Consider the following 18,044-nt stretch of genomic DNA (forward strand, 5'->3'; position numbering starts at 1 on the left):
TTATTGGTTATTGGTTATTGGTTATTGGTTATTGGTTATTGGTTATTGGTTATTGGTTATTGGTTATTGGTTATTGGGACGCACAAATAACAAATAACAAATAACAAATAACAAATAACAAATAACAACTAACTCCCTTCATCTTCCTTCCAGCGTTTGAGAGGAACGCAATCAATCCCCAACTGGTCTAAAGCGCGAGCCACCACAAAGTCTACCAAATCTTCAATAGTTTGAGGATTGTGATACCAAGCGGGAATCGCTGGCACAATTCTAGCTCCAGCTTCTGCTAAGGTGGTCAAATTCCGCAGGTGAATCAAACTAAAAGGGGTTTCCCTAGGTACAAGTACCAGTTTTCGCCCTTCCTTAAGCTGAACGTCGGCCGCTCTTTCGAGCAAATCCGAACTCAAGCCCGCTGCCAACTTTCCTAGTGTACTCATGCTACAGGGAATAATCATCATCCCTTGGGTGCGAAAGGAACCGCTAGCAATATTAGCACCAACATCTTGCCACGGATGACAGCGGAGTTTGCCAGAATTGGGTACTCCTGCTTTTTCCCGCCAGAATTCCTCTTGCATAGTCGGTTCTGCGGGCATTCGGATGTTCTGTTCGCTTTGCCAAACCATGTAGGTAGATTTTGATGCTACCAGTTCCACGGCGCGATCGGCTTCCAACAGATATTTTAATGTTCGCACGGCGTAAATTAATCCCGATGCTCCAGTCACTCCTAGAATTAGCGGGTAGTTATTTGTCATTAGTTATTTGTTATTTGTTATTTGTTATTTGTTATTTGACTGTTGACTGTTGACTGTTGTTAGTTGACCGTTGTCTGTTGTCTGTTGACTGTTGACTGTTGACTGTTGACTGTTGTCTGTTGTTAGTAAGTAATTAACGATATTACTGGTTATTAGTTACTGGTTATTTGCAGGAAATAACCAATAACCAATAACCAATAACCAATGACTAATGACTACTGACTAATGACTATTCATCATCATCAAAAGCTTGACTGCCGCCGCCAACCGCAACTAAATCTATTTGCTGGCGATAATAGTCAACGCTCTTAACTTGCACTTCCACCCGATCGCCCAAACGGTACTGATTGCGGTTTTTGCGACCTACTAGAGTCTGCTGGCGCGATCGATATTCATACCAATCATCCTTCAGCGAAGAAACGTGCACCAATCCTTCAACACGCAGGATGTCACTCTCCGGTGGGCGCACCTCAATTTCCACAAAGAAACCGTAAGACTGCACCCCTGTAATCAAACCCTGAAAAGTTTGACCCGTGCGCTCTTTCATCAATCCAGTTTTCTTCAATCCCTGCAAATCGCTTTCAGCATCCTCAGCAACCCTTTCGCGTTCCGTCAGATGTACCACCGCCGCTGCAAACTCTGTCTCGAATTCGTGGTGCAAGTCTGGGGGGAGGACATTCCAAGTAATTTGGCCGTGACAGGAGGAATGGTGCAAGTCAACTTTTTCCTTAGCGCGAGTTGTGCGGCTGCTGCGGCCTTGCTCGAACACCGCTTGCAACACCCGCAGCACCAGCAAATCGGCATAGCGGGAAAGCGGCGAAGTGCAGCGCGTGTAACCCTCTGACAGCGCCAAACCGAAGTGCGGCTTGGGAGTTGTGCTGTAAACAGCGGGCTTCATGGTGTCTTCTAGCAGGTAGGTGAGAACTCTTTCGGACTTGAGGCCGGCAAACTGCTGGGTAAATCGCTGAAAGTCAAAGGGCAGAACTTCTTCTTCGCTTTCGAGATAGAGTTCGCCGCCGAGGTTGTTCGAGAGTTTGATGAACTCTTGGATGTCTGCGGGGTCTGGCATCGGTTGGACGCGGTAGATTGCTGGGACTCCCAAGGCTTGCAGGTGGGTGGCCACAGCTTGGTTGGCGAGTACGACCAACTCCGAGACAGCCGACTGGGCGGCGGGAGCCGTAGCAAAAGCTCCTAATTCGCCTTCGTCGTCGAAGTGAGAGTTAGCGTCGGGCAAATTTAGTTCAAAAGCTCCCCGCTTGAACCTCGCCTGTCTGGCAGCCTGTGAGGCGGCTAAGATTTGATCGAGGAAAGGACGGAGGGCGGAGGACAAAGCATGATCTTCGGCATCGGAGCCTGGTTCGAGAATTGCTTGAGCGTCCTGGTAGCTGAGCTGGTAGTCAATGTGAATGACGCTGGTTTGAATTTCGTATTCTAGGAGTTCTCCTGATGCGTCTAGGGTGAGCAGTATGCTGAAGGCCAGCCGTTCGGTGTCTAGCAGCAGGGAGCAACGATCGTTCAGGATTTCTGGGAGTACGGCGATGATTTTTTCTCCCAGATGGGCGCAGGTTCCTCGTTTGCGGGCTTCGCGGTCGATCGGGGTTTCTGGCTGCACGTACTCGGCGGCATCGGTGATGTGGATGCCAACTTGCCAGCCGCCGGACTTCAGGCTTTCGATCGACAATGCGCGTTCTATTGGCGGATCGGAGAGGAATGAGGTGGGGTCAAACTCGTTTTCGGCTTCGTCTGAGAAACTTTCCTGCTGAGTTTGAGGGGCAGGATTTTCGCTGTTGGTTTCGCCCGGTTCGTTTTTGCTAAAGGTAACAGTCAGGATGTTACGCAAATCTAACCGTTTTTTGATGTCGGTTTTTTTGAGTTTGGTGGGCAAGTTTTCGGCTGCTTTGATGACGGCGGCGGGGAAGGAGCGCGGCAAGTCGTGTTTGCAGCATACGATGTCGAGGTCGTCTGCGGCTTCGGCGTCGGAACCGAGTACCTGTACTACTTTGCCGACTGGGCGATGGGTTCCGAGGGGATAGCGTTTGACTTCGACGTGTACTAAATGGTCGATCGCCTCTTGCAGATTTGTACCATTTGCCAGCAAGTCTAGTTCAAACAACAGGCGATCGTCCAAGGGAATTGCTCTGTAGCTGACGCGGCCGGTGGGGGTGGCGGTTTGCTTGACTCGCGCGAGTACCGAGGGGTTGGCGCGTTCGAGGATCAGCATGACTTCGCCTTCGGGCGATCGGCGACGGCTGCCTTCTTTGATAATTTTGACTAAGACTCGATCGCCATTCCAAGCTGTCGAGAGGTGACTTTCCCGCACATAAACGTCTTCAGAGCCTTCTGCATCTTGAATTGCAAAGCAAAATCCTTTGCTCGAACAGCGCAGTTTTGCTTCTACCACGTCCTCTTCAGCTACTCGGCGGTAGCGGCCTTTGTCTTTGACTAATATGCCAATTTTCTCTAGAGCTTCTAATGCGATTTGAAGTTTGAGTTGACTGGTGGCGTCGTTGCAATCGAGTTTTTTCTCTAATGCTTTGGGAGCCACTAATTTGTCTTCTGTAAAATTTGCCAGCAGTGCAGCGATAGAAAATTCCATGTAGCGATCGATCCTCTTTTTTCCAGCAATTAGTCTAATTTTGGCGAAATCAGCCGCACCCTCTCGCCCCGGAACAGTGCCTGCTTCCCAACAAATGCGCGGGTTACTAGGTGGAGACGCCAGCACAGTCGGTGCTACCCGTGCCCAGGGATTTTTTCAGATTTTTTCCCGACACCGGCGCTGCAAGCTAATTGTCTGCTGTCTATCTGCAACTGACAGATGACGGCGCAGACAAATGTCCCGCACCCTATTCCCCAATACAATTTTTTAGCGTTGGTTCCTTTGCTTTTCGCTTGCAGCGCCGACTTCTTCGCGAATTAGAAAGCCCCTGTCGATTCTTAAAAGATGGCGGACTTGCTGAAAGCGACGGGTTGAGTCGGGGATGAGGAGATGGAGATCTTGAGAAGGAGAAAATTTGCATTTCTGCCTCCTGCCTGTTTCCTTCTGCCTGTTTCCTTCTTTCTTCTTCCTTTTGAAGTGCCTCTTGCCTTTTGCTCAAGCCAAAGAATTTACCGGCGATCGGGCAAAATTGCTAGTAGCTTGGCGCAAGAAATGCCCTGTTTTTTGCAAGCGCTCTGCCTTTGCGGACAGAGGTTCAACGAGCGGGTCGGGAGCAATCTGTGCTTTAGAAAGTGCAAGGTACACAAAACCGGAGACTTTACTACTTTTGCCTAGTTGCTGTGTCATCTCCCATAGGTAGAAATGACGCCCGGTGCTTGTTAGCTTAAACAGCCGGATGTGAGATAGGGTTTAGTGGCGTGAAAGGTGGCGCGGATGATTCACCTTTCATTTATTGTATGTTGAATATGTGCTTTCAGAAAATTGTTTTCTCTGGCTTGTACTAAACTGAAGTCATCAGCCCCTTCTGGTTTCGGGGTAAAAAAATTATGTTTGCTCAATTTCGCGCGCTTTATCCGGCTGGACAGTTAATCTGTGAGTTGCTGACTATTCATCACGGTAAGTTTGTGGTTCGCTGTCTGGTTCAGGTTGACGGCAAAACTCTTGCTACTGGGATGTCGGCTGCTGAGTCTGTTGAGGATGCTGAAGACCGCGCCCGATCGCGATCGATCGCTGTCCTAGCATTGACCGATGCCACTCCTGCTGCCGTTCCCGTTCCGGCGCCGGCTCCGGTTGCGGCCGTTCCCGTTCCGGTGCCGACTCCGGTTGTGGCCGTTCCCGTTCCGGTGCCGACTCCGGTTGCGGCCGTTCCCGTTCCAGTGCCACCAGTCCTTGCTCCTCTTCCTGTGTTAGAAATGCCTGTTGCCGACAACGTTGCCTTACCACATCAAAGCAGTTTTGTCAATACTGAAGTTAAATTAAATGAAGAGCCGATCGCACCTGTACCGGAACCGCTGCCGCCAACGGTCGATCGGGCAGAAGTTCCTGGATTTGTACCAAAGCAGATAGATTCGGACGCTTGGCTGTCTTCCAGCTACGGCGAACCGCTTCCAGAACTGGAAGTGCCGAATACTAGCCAAAGCGAACTCTCGCAGGGTGCGGCCGAAGTCCGGGAATTGCAACCGATTGCGGTGGGAATTCCCAGCGATGCGATCGAGGATGATTCTGATACGATCGCCAAAATAGACGCTATCCTCAAACGCCTGAAATGGAAAAAACCACAGGAAACCCAGTGTCTGGAACACAATTACGGCAAGTCGTCGCAGAGAGAGCTTTCTAGCGAAGAGTTGGCAGATTTCCTAGAATATCTGGAAATCTATAGCAGAACCACTGAGGAAATCCAGCGGTTGGGCTGGAATGCCAACCAAGGAAAAGATTATCTCAAACAAGGTTATGGCAAAGAAGCGCGGCATTTCTTAAATAGAGAAGAATTGTTCGACTTCCTGCAATATCTCGAATCTTTACCCTCTCCATCCGAAAAATAGGTTCGTAGTGAGGACTTTAGTCCTTCTTTCTGAGGACTGAAGTCCTCACTACAAACACGTTTTATTAAGAGTAATTGAGCGGACACTAAAAAATAAAAATCAAAAATGAAGAATATTTCCCCATTTTTGATTTTTACTTTTTAATTTACGCGACGACAGCGGCGATCGGGCGGCTGGCGGAAGGACGGCGATCGATCACTTGATCCACTAATCCGTAGTCCTTTGCTTCATCAGCGGACATGAAGAAATCCCGTTCAGTATCTTCTTCAATGCGGGAAAGCGGCTGGCCGGTATGATCTGCCAAAAATCCATTCAGGCGGCGTTTGTGGTACAAAATCTCTTTGGCCTGAATTTCAATATCGGTGGCTTGTCCTTGAGCTCCGCCCAGAGGTTGGTGGATCATAATCCGGGAGTGAGGCAAACTCATCCGCTTGCCTTTAGCGCCGGCACTCAACAGAAAAGCGCCCATGCTGGCGGCCAAACCGAGACAAATAGTGCAAATGTCGGGGCGGATGTGGTTCATTGTGTCAAAAATGCCCATACCTGCTGTTACCGAACCCCCTGGGGAGTTGATATAAAGGTAAATATCTTTCTCGGGGTCTTCGGCGTCTAAAAATAGCAATTGGGCAACGATCAGGTTGGCTAAGTCGGAGTCAACCTGTTGGCCCAAGAAGACGATGCGATCGCGCAGGAGTCGCGAGTAAATGTCAAAGGCGCGTTCGCCGCGACCGGATTGTTCTATAACTGTTGGGATCATTGACTGGGCCTGCCTATTTACGTATCTTTTTTTTATTTTAGCGATTTGGGCTCGTTTATAGTTAGGGTGTGGTGGCGGGCGATCGAGAAATCGGCAAAATCCTTGAGTTTGGCGGGGTTGAGGCGTTAATTTGCCGCAGATGTGGCGGGCGGGCGATCGGATTTCCGATCGGGCGGGCGATCGATCTTGAGGAACCGGACATCAATCAACGTTGTTATATGGCGATCGTATCATTGCGAGAACTGCGATCGCTCGATCGCGACAGATTATCAATATGCCTGTTTTGTATAAATCATCTAAATTAGCACAGCTTTCGGTGTAGAGTGTGCAACGTACTTGTGATAACGCAAATTAACGGTAGCCTCAAATAAAATATTTTAGCCTTGATTATGACCACACCCGCTGAATGGCATAGGAATCAAAAGCCACATCGCGACTAATCAAAATAAGAGAATGATTCATCGCCTGTGCCACCAGAATGCGATCGAACGGATCTCGATGATGCAGGGGAATTGAGAGATAAGTAATTGCATCCTCAAAAGAAATGGGTAGTTCCTCAATGCCCAAATTTATCATGTTTAATCTGATAGTTTCAAAAGGAGCCATCAGCGTTAATTTGCCAATATTAACCTTGATCGAAATCTCCCAAAGTGAAGCCATACTGACGAATACAGATTCAGCCTCCTCTATTTGTGTCTTTGTCGTCTCTGGTAATCGGGAATCTTTATTCAGAAACCAGAGTAACGCATGGGTGTCTAACAGCATAGATGAAATTAATTACATATACTCTTTCAGGTCTTCAAGCGGCTCATCGAAATCATCTGCCATGATAATCATACCTTCCATTGTTCCCGCAACACGACGCTTTTTCGTTGGTTTTTCTTGTATAGATTTTTGAGCATACTTCTCAATCAAAAACTCGATGTAATGAAGCACCTCTGTCTGAAAAGACTCTGGGAGTTCTTCTAACTTTTCTAAAATGACTGGTTGTATCATTGTTTCTTGTCCTTTATACCATCCACGTTATGAACTGCCAACTTTAATAAACGTATTATAGCAAACAGCTTTTGATTGTCAAGTCTCGTTCCTCGTCACTTGCCAACAAACCTACTTGTTAAACAAGTGACAATTTAAATTTTAATCAGCCAACCTCGGCGGTACATTCCATACAAAATCAACCACCAACACAATACCGCCGTCACCGCAAAAGCTAGAGAACCGTTCAGCGGCCCAGCCCAAGGCACAAACCAGTTTTCATAAATCCAAGTGTAGGTAGTTGGAGCAGTTTTACCAATGCCGATATGAGTTTTCAACAAAAGTCTGGCGACAATACCGGAGGCGATAAACAAGAAAATTGCATTCAATCCCATGATTTCAAACGGCAACCCCCATTTCCACTTTCGCACTTCTATTGTTTCGTAGCAAACTGCTAACAATAGCAACGCCCAACCTGCGGTAAAAACTACATAGGAACTCGTCCACAGTTGTTTGTTGATCGGAAATGAAAATCCCCACAAACGGCCGATTACTAGGCAACAAAGACCGCCGATCGCTAAATTTAAACTGGTGCGGGTTTTGATTGGCTGTACGCGCAGCCACTCTCCTGTGAAGTAGCCGATCAGGACTGTAACGCTGGCGGGTAATGTGCTTAACAATCCTTCGGGATCGAAGGGGCCGCCTTTGTACAGGTGTTGGCTGCCGAGAATTAGCCGATCGACATATCCACCTAAATATCCTTCTGGCGTGAGTTCGTAGGCAGTGTACCCCCCTACAGCAAATACGAATAATAGCGCCCAATAGCCTAAAAGCACGGCAACAGCCAGCAGTTTTTGATGGCGCGGGGAAAGGTTCAGAATCGCGATCGCACTGATGAAATAAGCTAAACCGATGCGCTGCAATACTCCCATAATCCGGATTTTACCGAAGTTTTCCACCGGGGCGCTGTTGAGAAGTACGTCAAGGGCGATCGAAGATGTATTTAGCAGCAATCCTAATACAAATAAAATGGCCGCCCGTCGCGCAATTCGCCAGTAGATATTTGTTTCTATTTTTGTAGTAGTTTCAGTATATTTTGACAGCGAGAAAGACATCGCGCAGCCAACGATGAACAGGAAAAATGGAAATACCAAGTCTGTCGGGGTGCAGCCGTGCCATTCTGCGTGCTCTAGCGGCGGATACACCTGTTTCCAACTGCCGGGGTTGTTAACTAGAATCATCGAGGCGATCGCAATTCCGCGAAAAACATCAAGGGATTTTAAGCGCATAGGAGAAGTTCGGCAATGGATTGTTTAACGAATTCAGAAAAATATTGCTACTACCGAAATTAGAGAATTTCATCTGTAGGGAAACGGCATTGCCGTGTCCGGCGGGGAGTTATGCCAATGACAGATAATTTCTATAAAAAAATAGTCGTAGCAAGACTTTTTAAAATTAGCAGAATAGATTACCAATAACCACTGACCAATGACCACTGACCAATGACAACTGACCAATTACCTAAATTTCAATTCCTTCTAAAGTCATAATCAGTGCATTCTTCATCAACATATCGCAGCGTTCAGCATAAAAAGATGCTGCCTTATCATACTTGTTGACTTGCAACACCCGCAGAAACATTTGCCTTGCTTGCGCGAATTGCTGCTGGTAATGAAAAAAAATCCCCTGTTCAAAATAAGTTTGGGTTTGTGCTTTTAGTTCGATCATCATATCCGAGTCGCCGTCGTAAATTTCAAATACAGCAACCGGCGCTTGTTTTCCTTTTACTTGAACGCGATCGAGAAATCGGCACTTGTAATTTTGCGGATCGTCGATCCGGCACAAAGTTTGAACGCTAGCTACAATACCAACTCCGTAAAGCTTTGTCAATCCTTCCACTCGCGCCGCTAAATTCACAGCATCAGAAATTACCGTACTTTCCATCCGTTCCGCTTCCCCAATCGTACCCAACATTAAAGTTCCCGTATGCAAGCCAATCCCGATCGAAATAGGTTGATAGCCACTATTTTGCCTGTGTTTGTTATAAATTTTAACTTGCTGCTGCATCTCAATTGCTGCTTGCACAGCATCTTCAGCACAGTTAGGAAACAAAGCCATAATTCCGTCGCCAATGTATTTATCTATAAAACCATTGTACTGACGGATGACAGGGCCAACTCGGCTTAAGTAAGAATTGAGAAATTCAAAGTTTTCTCGGGGAGACATACTTTCTGACAGACTCGTAAATGACCGAATGTCGGCAAACATAATCGTCATTTCTGCTTGTACAGAGTCTCCCAATCTGGCATCAACAATGCTTTCAATTTTGAGAAATCTTAAAAATTCGCGGGGCACAAAGCGCGCATAAGCTGCTGCAATCTTTTCGAGTTCGGTTTTGCTGGCTTCGATTTGAGTCAGGGCGCGAAATGCTCTCAGCGCTGTTACTACCGTGGTAAATAACTTTTTGTTGGTCAGTTCTGTTTTAGTTTTGTAATCGTTAATATCGTAGCTGACAATGACTACATCTTCTGGGACTTGTCCCGGCTGTCCGGTACGCAAAATAATCCGCACTACTTTATTGTCTAAAATATCGCGGATGTATTTTACTACTTCCAAGCCTGCCTCTTCTGTTTCCATCACTACATCCAGTAAAATCAATGCTATGTCTGGATGGGCTTGAATCATTTCCTTGGCTTCTTTGCCGGAAAAAGCGCTGACAAATGTGATGACTTTGTTTTCAAATATAAATTCATTTAAGGCGAGTTTTGTAATATTGTGAATTTCTATTTCATCGTCTACAATTAAGACTTTCCAACTGGCTGCGATCGGCTTTTCTTGGGCCTCGTCTTCTTCGGCAAATATTAATTCATCGTCGCCCGCCGCGATTAATTCGTCATCGCCCGCAGCGAACAGATTTTTATTGGCTTCTGACATTTATCGTTCTCCTAAATTAAAGTATATTAATGCTGGCGTTATAATAACTAATTACTAATTTTAGCGGGGAATTCAATCATAAATTTTGTGCCTTTATCTACTTGACTTTCGCAGATTATTGTGCCTTTTAATCTTTGAGTGACCAGGTTGTAAATAATGTGCAGTCCCAATCCTGTGCCACCCTGACCTCTTTTCGTGGTAAAAAAAGGTTCAAAAATTTTACTGAGATTTTCTGGGGTAATTCCTTTACCATTATCGGCATATTCAAAGATTAGCCGATCGCCCTCCAGCTCGATCTCAAAAGCCATAATGCCCTCATCTTCTCCATCGTAAGCGTGAATTAGGGAATTCAACACCAGATTTGTCACAATTTGACACAGCACGCCCGGGTAACTGTCCAGCACAATGTTTTCATCGCACTTAATTTCTATTTTGTGTTTAGTTCTTCTTAGTTTGGCACTTAAGGATGTCAAAATCTCCTCTAAATAGTTTTTCACGTTAAACCTGCGTTTTAATTCGCTCGACTGATCTACAGCCACTTCTTTAAAACTATGAATCAAGTCAGCCGCCCGCGTGAGGTTGGATAAGATCATATTACTGCTCTGCATAGCAGTATCCAGGAACTTTTCTAACTCCGAGCGTTTAATTTGGCCCTTAGTGTAAAGCTCAAAAAAATTTGTGACTTTTTCCGCCAGCAGCGAGGCGGCGGTGATGCCAATGCCGATGGGAGTATTGATTTCGTGGGCGACACCCGCCACCAACCCCCCGAGCGCAGCCATTTTTTCCGCTTCAACCAGTTTATTTTGGGCAGATTTTAAGTCTGCTAAAGTTTGGGAAAGCTCGGAGGTACGCTGCTGCACTAACTGTTCGAGATTCTGATTAAATTGCTGCAAATTGGTGTAAAGTTGGGCGTTTTCGATCGAGATAGAAATTTGAGAAGACAGCAGTTTTAATACTTCTAACCTGTCTGGCGTAAAAGCGCCTGTAGTCAGATTGTTTTCTAAATATAGAATGCCGCTCAGCTTGCCTTGATGGATCAGCGGAGTGCAAAGAATTGACTTAGGTTGAACGGCAACAATATAGGGTGCGCGAGTAAATTGTCCTTCGCGGGCAGCATCATTTAAAACTATGCTTTCCTGGGTGCGGGCGACGTAGTTGACGACAGCAACTGCCAGCAAAGTTACTTGTCGCTTCTCATCTACAAAATCTATAGGAATTGATTGCATGACAGAAACGCGATCGGCATCCACACATCCTGATGCTTCAATTACCCATTTCCCTGATTTTTCTAGTATCAAAAAACCTCTTTGCCCCCCAGCATTTTCAATCACAATTTTCATCAGTTTTGCCAGCAGTTTTTCTAGAACTATTTCGCCGGCCAAGGTTTGCGATGCTTTAACTGCTGTTGTGAAGTCTAGCACCGCTGCACTGCCGCTCGTAGTGCAAGCGCTGCTGGTAGATTTGTGAGTTTCGATATTACTTAAAATAGAGACTGAAGTTAGTAATTTCGAGTATTTTGATTCTAAATGTCCTACTTTGGCTTTTGCACCCCAGCGCTGATAGCAATAACGCGCTTCTGTCAGGTAAGTTTTCGCGATTTTTTCTCGTCCTATCGATAGATAAAATGCTCCTGCTAGTTCTGCTGCGAGTGCTTGTACCTGTATATATCCGTTTTCTTGTGCTCCTTGAATTGCGCCGTCGTAATATTCCATTGCTCTGACAATATCGCCCAAAACTCGTGCTTTCTCTGCGGTGATTAAATCGCATTTGTGCTGAAGGTTCATCGGCGCAGCCAGCGCTTTTTTTTGCAGCCTTTTTTGGTTGCTGGTTGCACAAAAAAGATGCTCTTCTTGTTCCTCATTTGTGGCTGATGGATATGCTGCTAGTCGGGCTAGAGCATCGTAAAAATGGTATTCAGGAACATTAATAAAGCCCGCAACTCCGTCTAAATAAACTTCGGCTTGCGCTGCATATTCTAGCGCTTTTTCGATATCTCCAAACAAGTATGCTAATATTAGTTTTTGCAAATACAAGTGCTGGAGTCCCACCCGGTCATTCGCTTTCAACAGCAGGGGCAACAATTTTTCTTCGCTGTAAGCCTCACCTAATAAAATGTCGGAACCTGCCAAGTTTCCCATCAATTCCAAAACTGTTTGCCGATATATTTGATTCCAACTCAATACCATTTCTTGCTTGAGTTGAAATAACAAATGGTTATAATTTACCATTTTCCGTTCCAGTTGTGGCAATTCTTGACCGATGAAATACAAGGACTGACAAATATTTACTGCCGCATATCCTACAGATTCTAAATCACCATTTTCTAGGGCGCTTTGATACGCTTCCTCTAACAGCGGTAATGTGTCTTTAACGTGATGCTTACCGTGCATCAAAATAAATGCTACTAAATTAAGTGTCTTGCTTTTGAATTCTAAAGCATTTAGTTTGTCGCTCAAATTTAAAGCTAGTTGACCGAAGCGATCGCCGGATTCAATATCTCTAACTATTCCTTTTAAAATTGCTCCATAATTAGCATAGCCGAAAGCCGAAAAAACAGAATTTCCGTAGTTGATAGATAAATGAACTTGCTCGCATACAATCAGCGGCAGCAGCACGGGATCGACTATCAAAGTAGTTGAAAACATACTGGACAGCAGGCGCATAGTTGCTAATTTGCGCGGATTTGTCATGATCGGCAAGTTAATTAGATCTTCGATTTTTTTTCCGGTTAAATAAGCTGCGGTTTTGGTAAGTGCTTGCTGAATGTGGAGCGGAATCGGCGATTCTGGAAAGTTTATTCCTAACATTGTTAGGGCTTCCCGACCAATTTTAACAGCTTCTTGCAGTTTGGTTTGCATCGCACAAGCTGTGATTCTGATTTCAAAGACTTTGATTTTGTCGAGTTCATTGGTTGCATATTGCAGGACAATTTCTGCCCATTTTTCCATTTGTTCAAACTCGGTATTGAGGTAAGCTGATTCTGCGGCTGACTCGTAGAGTGCCAGAGTCAAATCGTAGTCAGTTTGCCAACTTTCCGGGGGAAGCAATTCAATACCTGCGGTTAAATATTTGACGGCGAGTTCGTAAGCTGCACTGGCTTTTGCTTTGCGGCCCGCCATTAGATTTAATTGGCATAATTGAAATCTTTCTAATTCACTAACGATGATTTCTTGGGCTGCATTTAGTTGGTTAACCGTGTCAAAAACGCTATCTTCTAATTGCTCTGGAGGTGCGTTTTTCAGCAGGAATCTGCCGATTTTGAGATGGGTTTGTTGTTTCTGAGATTCGGATATTAAAGCGTAAGCTGCTTGCTGCACTCGCTCGTGCAAAAATTTGTAAGTCGGGATAGCAGACTCAGCAAGTGTAAGTGACAATTCATCGGTAAAGTCTCTAGATATTTGCTGGGTTACTTCTGTGCTTGCTGCTAGTGCGATCGGAATTTTGTAGGCGTTATTCACTGGCAAAATCAGACCGGACTGAAGTGCTTCCCAGAGGTCTGCTGCTGCGGAAGCTAGAGGTTTTTCGCCGATGGTTGAGAGAACTCCTAAATCAAATTTGTTGCCGATACAAGCGGCTAATTTGAGCAGTTCCTGGGTATTTTGTGAAAGTTTTTGAATGTTGTCTATCATTAATTCTACAACATTGTCAGTGATTCCCATTTCTTGTATTTGCTCGATATCCCACTGCCACTCGCCTGTAATTTTGCATTGTTTTACAACGGGTTCAGCATTTGGTTGGGTCAATCCAAAAACCTTAGATTCTGCTCCACAAACAGAACTATCGGTAGGTGAAAATTTAAAATACAGCAATTTTTTTGAGTAAAGTGACTTCAATATTTGAGTTAAAAAGAATGGATTTCCGGCGGTTTTTTGAAAAAGCAATTCTGCTAAAGGTAGCGATTTTTCTGGGGCGCAGTAGAGAGTATCCGCCACAAATTGATTGACGCTATTAATATCTAAAGGCGAAAGAGCGATCGCACTTACAGTCCCTCCTGCTTGGCGAATGGCTTCTGCTGTCAGCATTACGGGATGATTTACATCTACTTCCTGATCTCGATAGGCTCCAATGATTAATAAGTATTGACTTTCTAAGTCTGTGGCTAGCAGTTGGATTAACTTCAGCGATGCGGAATCTACCCACTGCAAATCGTCGAGGAAAAGTACCAGCGGGTGTTCTTTTTGAGTAAAGACGCGGATAAATTTTTGAAATACTAAATTAAAGCGGTTTTGAGATTCATTTGCTCCTAAATCTGGGACTGGGGGCTGCGGCCCTACAATCAGTTCTACTTCTGGAATAACTTCAATAATTACTTGGCAGTTTCCACCTAGGGAATTTAATATTTTCTGTCTCCAAACTTGGACTTTGGCGGATGTTTCGGTCAGGATTTGCCGCAACAACTCTTGAAAAGCTTGCAGCAAAAAAACGTAGGGAATATCGCGCTTAAATTGCTCGAATTTGCTGTCTATAAAATATCCGTTTTCCCGCACTATCGGCTTGTGAATTTCATAGACTAACCAGGATTTGCCAACACCTTCACAACCGGAAATCAGGATAACTTGTGTATTGCCCCGCCTCATGCGATCGAAGGTATTGAGCAGCAGATTAACTTCGGTTTCTCGCCCGTAAAGTTTTTGGGAAATTTGCAGGTGACTCGATCGATCTTGCTGGCCGAGGGTGATGGGAGAAATTTCGCCTGTTGTTTGCAGTTGAGCGAGACAATTTTCTAAGTCGCACAAAAGCCCAAAAGCACTTTGATACCTGTCTTCGGCAGTTTTTGCTAAGAGTTTCATCACCAGATCGGAAACAGCTTGAGGAATTTCCTGGGTTTGTGTTTGATTGATTTTGGCTGCTATTTTCTGCTTTCTGATTTCTGAAGGAGAAGCTGGTTTTTTGGCAATATGGCAGTGTACTAATTCCATGGGATCGATCGCACTAAAAGGCAATTCGCCGCAGAGCATTTCATAAAAGGTGACGCCTAGCGAATAAAAATCGCTCAGGTAGTCGATCGCCCGATTCATGCGTCCCGTTTGCTCAGGAGACATATAGGCGAGGGTTCCTTCGAGTAAATTGGGATGGCTGACGGCGGGATTTTCGCCCGGTAGCAGGGAGGCGATCGCAAAATCAGCAATTTTGACATCCCCCGTCTCGACATTGACAATAATATTGCTGGGTTTAATATCTTTGTGGATGATATGCTGTTCGTGAAGTTGCCCGAGAGTTTCTGCGAGTTTCATGCCAATTTGCAGAAATTCTGGTAACTCTAGCTGGTGGTTGCCGAGAAAATCTTTGAGAGAAATACCGCCAAAATCTTCTAAAATTAAAACCGGAAAGTGATTGTATTTTTCGAGTTGGTAAAGCTTGACTACTCCGGGAAGATGCAAATTTTTCAGAATTTCGTATTCGTGCAGGATTTGGGCTATTTGCGCTGGGCTAGGGTATGGTGGCGAGAGAGTTTTGAGGATAACTGGTTGTTGTTTTTCAATCTGCATCCCTCGATAAATAACTGTGTGAGGGTTTGTATAAATTTGAGTGTAGATGCGGTATCCGGGAATGGCAATCATGTTGTTTGGTGGTGGCTTTAAAAGTACGGTTATACGAGTTGAGTTTTTAAATTGAAGAAGTGAGAATTGGCAATAAACGATCGCACAACGGTTAAGAACTACAGCATCTGTACAGAGAGAGTATCAAGAGTTTTCAAGCTGGCGCAGAGATGCTCCAGGGCGAGGTGCTACTGTATAGCTTAGCTAAAGTGGCGCTTAAAGGCTCATCCTCAATATTTTTTTGGGGTTGATTCACCGATCTATATTTTAGTCTTCAAAAAATCAGAAGCTGCATTTTGCTATCCAGCCAGTGGCAAAATAAACTGGTGAGTGCAAATCAACAGGTAAAATCTCAAAACAACCATGCAGAATATAACGGCCTCAAATCCAGCTACTGCAACAGATCGCGCTTTGGGCACCGCAGAGATTAAACTACTGGTAGTAGATATCGACGGCACGATCGCAGGTTTGTCAAATGACATCCGAAAACCAGTCAAACAGGCAATTTTGGCAGCCGAGTCGCGGGGAGTGAAAGTGGCTGTGGCTACGGGTAGGATGTACCAGTCTGCTTTGCGTTTTCACTCGGACATCGGCTCAACTTTGCCGCTAATTTGCTATCAGGGGGCGTGGATTCAAGATCCGGCGACTCAAAAGCGGCTGCGACACTTACCGCTGTCGAAACAAAGGGCTTTGGAACTATTAGAGCATTTTGAAGCACCGGAATTGCGATCGCTCCTGTCGATTCATTTCTACATTGAAGATAAACTTTACGTGCCGGAAATTACCGCAGCTACGCGAATTTATGCGGAAAGATCGGGTATTGAACCAATTGTGATTAAAGATTTGCGGCGAGATATTCCCGGGGAACCGACAAAAGTCTTGGCTTTATGCAAAAATCCGGGGGTACTCGACGGGTTGCTCGTCAGTATGCGGGAGCGCTACACGCCTGCGGAGCTTTATTTGACTCAATCCGTTGCTACTTTTTTTGAGGCTGGGAATCCTGTGGCAAATAAGGGAAGTGCGGTGCAGTATTTGGCGGAGGAACTTTTGGGTTTGCAGGCGGCGAATGTGATGGCGATCGGCGACAATTTTAATGATGTGGAAATGATTGCTTACGCGGGTGTGGGCGTGGCGATGGGGAATGCTCCTGAGGCGGTGAAGGCTGGTGCTAATTGGGTGGCGCCGGATGTGGAGGAAGATGGGGTGGCGGCGGCGATCGAACAATTTGTTTTAGGCGATCGTGGATAATTGTAGCACAAATAACCCAGGGGCGAGTTCACAATAATCATCCCAGAAACCGGGTTTCTTCCGAGAGTTCTGGTACTCACACCAAATTGTCGCAGAAACCCGGTTTCTCGCCACCTACGAAGAAATTAGAGCGCACAATAATCATCCCAGAAACCGGGTTTATTCCCTTATTTATCGTACTCACACCAGATTTTTATAGAAACCCGGTTTCTCGCCACCCAGCGAATCCCAGAAACCGGGTTTCTTCCCTTATTTCTCGTACTCAGCCCAGATTATTCGCAGAAACCCGGTTTCTCGCCAGCAAGAATTTCCCCAAAAAAGTCATACTAAAAAACGATTGATGTATAATTAATTTAAGAGTTGGGATATAAACAAATGCAGCTAGAAGATTATTTTGAATTTCTCGATCCCGATGATATCCGCATCAAAGGACATCGGATTGGCATCGATGATGTGATTAAATATTACTTGAGCGGATATTCGCCAGAGCAAATTCTGGAAGAATTACCTAGTCTGAACTTTGAGAAAATTTACGCTAGTCTGACGTACTATCTGCACAATCGCAGACAGATGGATGCTTATATGTTGCGCTTGGCCCGGTGGCGGGAAGAACGTTATCAGGAATGGTTGGCTAAAGAACCTTCTGATGTAGTAAAACGTATGAGATTAATTAAAGCACAACGAGAACAGGAGTTACTAAAAATTCAGTGAAAACTCGTTTTTTAATAGATGAAAATTTGCCTAATAAACTTAAGAGTGCTGTTTTACGCCTGCAACTGGAAATAGATATTTTGCGGGTGGGTGATTTGGGTGCACCACCATTGGGAACTTTAGATCCAGATATTCTCACGTATTTGGTATCGTCGCAACGACTATTGGTGACGGATAATCGCAAAAGTATTCCGGGACATTTGGAAGACTACAGGGCGGCAGGAGGAGGACAAATGTGGGGACTTTTTTGGGTGCGTCCGAGTGCAAGTTTAGGCAGGTGGGCTGAGGAAATTGTGATGGTTTGGGAGACTTCTGAGGCTGAAGAATGGATTGATAAGTTGGATTGGATTCCATTATAAAAAATGTCGCACAATCCCAGAAACCGGGTTTCTTCCGAGATTTCTTGTACTTAACCTAAATTGTCGCAGAAACCCGGTTTCTCGCCACGCAGCGGAAATTAGAGCGCACAAAAATCTCAGAAACCGGGTTTCTTCCGAGATTTCTTGTGCTTAACCTAAATTGTCGCAGAAACCCGGTTTCTCGCCACGCAGCGGAAATTAGAGCGCATACTAATCTCAGAAACCGGGTTTCTTCCGAGATTTCTTGTGCTTAACCTAAATTGTCGCAGAAACCCGGTTTCTCGCCACG

14 protein-coding genes are annotated in these 18,044 nt (G+C 45.3%); 5 read left to right on the forward strand and 9 right to left on the reverse strand.

Going from position 1 to position 18,044, the window contains the following annotated elements; all coding sequences use genetic code 11:
- Nucleotides 1-128: 128 nt before the first annotated feature.
- From QUB68_RS29540 to QUB68_RS29550, 3 genes are all read right to left on the reverse strand, one after another.
- A complete protein-coding gene (locus QUB68_RS29540; protein WP_332998479.1) occupies nucleotides 129-752 on the reverse strand; it encodes a flavin prenyltransferase UbiX in 624 nt (207 codons plus the stop codon).
- A gap of 229 nt (nucleotides 753-981) precedes the next feature.
- Nucleotides 982-3,348 (reverse strand): ribonuclease R family protein, encoded by a 2,367-nt coding sequence (locus QUB68_RS29545; RefSeq protein WP_332998480.1) that lies wholly within the window; start codon nucleotides 3,346-3,348, stop codon nucleotides 982-984.
- Between the two features lie 495 nt (nucleotides 3,349-3,843).
- A complete protein-coding gene (locus QUB68_RS29550) occupies nucleotides 3,844-4,035 on the reverse strand; it encodes a hypothetical protein (RefSeq protein WP_332998481.1) in 192 nt (63 codons plus the stop codon).
- Between the two features lie 200 nt (nucleotides 4,036-4,235).
- On the opposite strand from QUB68_RS29550, the gene QUB68_RS29555 reads away from it, so the two are divergent.
- Nucleotides 4,236-5,231, forward strand: coding sequence for a hypothetical protein (locus QUB68_RS29555; protein WP_332998482.1), 996 nt, complete (start codon nucleotides 4,236-4,238; stop codon nucleotides 5,229-5,231).
- Between the two features lie 145 nt (nucleotides 5,232-5,376).
- On the opposite strand, the gene clpP is transcribed toward QUB68_RS29555, so the two are convergent.
- On the reverse strand, nucleotides 5,377-6,024 hold the full coding sequence (gene clpP, locus QUB68_RS29560; protein WP_332998493.1) for an ATP-dependent Clp endopeptidase proteolytic subunit ClpP: 648 nt from the start codon (nucleotides 6,022-6,024) through the stop codon (nucleotides 5,377-5,379).
- Nucleotides 6,025-6,059: 35 nt separating this feature from the next.
- Between clpP and QUB68_RS29565 the strand changes: the two genes are divergently transcribed.
- The gene (locus QUB68_RS29565) at nucleotides 6,060-6,293 is read left to right on the forward strand and encodes a hypothetical protein (RefSeq protein ID WP_332998483.1); all 234 of its coding nucleotides are present in this window, start codon (nucleotides 6,060-6,062) and stop codon (nucleotides 6,291-6,293) included.
- 82 nt (nucleotides 6,294-6,375) lie between these two features.
- Here the strand turns inward: QUB68_RS29565 and QUB68_RS29570 are convergent, their stop codons facing one another.
- The 5 genes from QUB68_RS29570 to QUB68_RS29590 form a co-directional block, all read right to left on the reverse strand.
- Entirely contained in the window at nucleotides 6,376-6,753 is a 378-nt protein-coding gene (locus QUB68_RS29570) for a type II toxin-antitoxin system VapC family toxin (protein WP_332998484.1), read from the reverse strand.
- A 12-nt stretch (nucleotides 6,754-6,765) separates the two neighbouring features.
- Nucleotides 6,766-6,984 carry a type II toxin-antitoxin system VapB family antitoxin gene (gene vapB, locus QUB68_RS29575; RefSeq protein WP_332998485.1) on the reverse strand — a complete coding sequence of 73 codons (219 nt, stop codon included), beginning with the start codon at nucleotides 6,982-6,984 and terminating at the stop codon, nucleotides 6,766-6,768.
- A gap of 134 nt (nucleotides 6,985-7,118) precedes the next feature.
- A complete protein-coding gene (locus QUB68_RS29580) occupies nucleotides 7,119-8,252 on the reverse strand; it encodes an acyltransferase family protein (RefSeq protein WP_332998486.1) in 1,134 nt (377 codons plus the stop codon).
- A gap of 232 nt (nucleotides 8,253-8,484) precedes the next feature.
- Complete coding sequence (locus QUB68_RS29585) at nucleotides 8,485-9,897, reverse strand: adenylate/guanylate cyclase domain-containing protein (protein WP_332998488.1); 1,413 nt, start codon at nucleotides 9,895-9,897, stop codon at nucleotides 8,485-8,487.
- A 47-nt stretch (nucleotides 9,898-9,944) separates the two neighbouring features.
- Nucleotides 9,945-15,458 (reverse strand): trifunctional serine/threonine-protein kinase/ATP-binding protein/sensor histidine kinase, encoded by a 5,514-nt coding sequence (locus QUB68_RS29590; RefSeq protein WP_332998489.1) that lies wholly within the window; start codon nucleotides 15,456-15,458, stop codon nucleotides 9,945-9,947.
- A gap of 342 nt (nucleotides 15,459-15,800) precedes the next feature.
- Between QUB68_RS29590 and QUB68_RS29595 the strand changes: the two genes are divergently transcribed.
- The 3 genes from QUB68_RS29595 to QUB68_RS29605 all read left to right on the forward strand — a co-directional run bounded on the left by QUB68_RS29595 (nucleotide 15,801) and on the right by QUB68_RS29605 (nucleotide 17,755).
- Entirely contained in the window at nucleotides 15,801-16,685 is an 885-nt protein-coding gene (locus QUB68_RS29595; protein WP_332998490.1) for a Cof-type HAD-IIB family hydrolase, read from the forward strand.
- Between the two features lie 375 nt (nucleotides 16,686-17,060).
- Nucleotides 17,061-17,396: a DUF433 domain-containing protein gene (locus QUB68_RS29600; protein ID WP_332998491.1), complete on the forward strand. Its 336-nt coding sequence runs from the start codon at nucleotides 17,061-17,063 to the stop codon at nucleotides 17,394-17,396.
- On the forward strand, nucleotides 17,393-17,755 hold the full coding sequence (locus QUB68_RS29605) for a DUF5615 family PIN-like protein (protein ID WP_332998492.1): 363 nt from the start codon (nucleotides 17,393-17,395) through the stop codon (nucleotides 17,753-17,755). Before QUB68_RS29600 ends, QUB68_RS29605 begins: the two co-directional genes overlap by 4 nt.
- The last annotated feature ends 289 nt before the right edge of the window (nucleotides 17,756-18,044 follow it).

It is taken from the genome of Microcoleus sp. A006_D1 (genome assembly GCF_036702805.1).
Taxonomy (GTDB): Bacteria; Cyanobacteriota; Cyanobacteriia; order Cyanobacteriales; family Microcoleaceae; genus Microcoleus.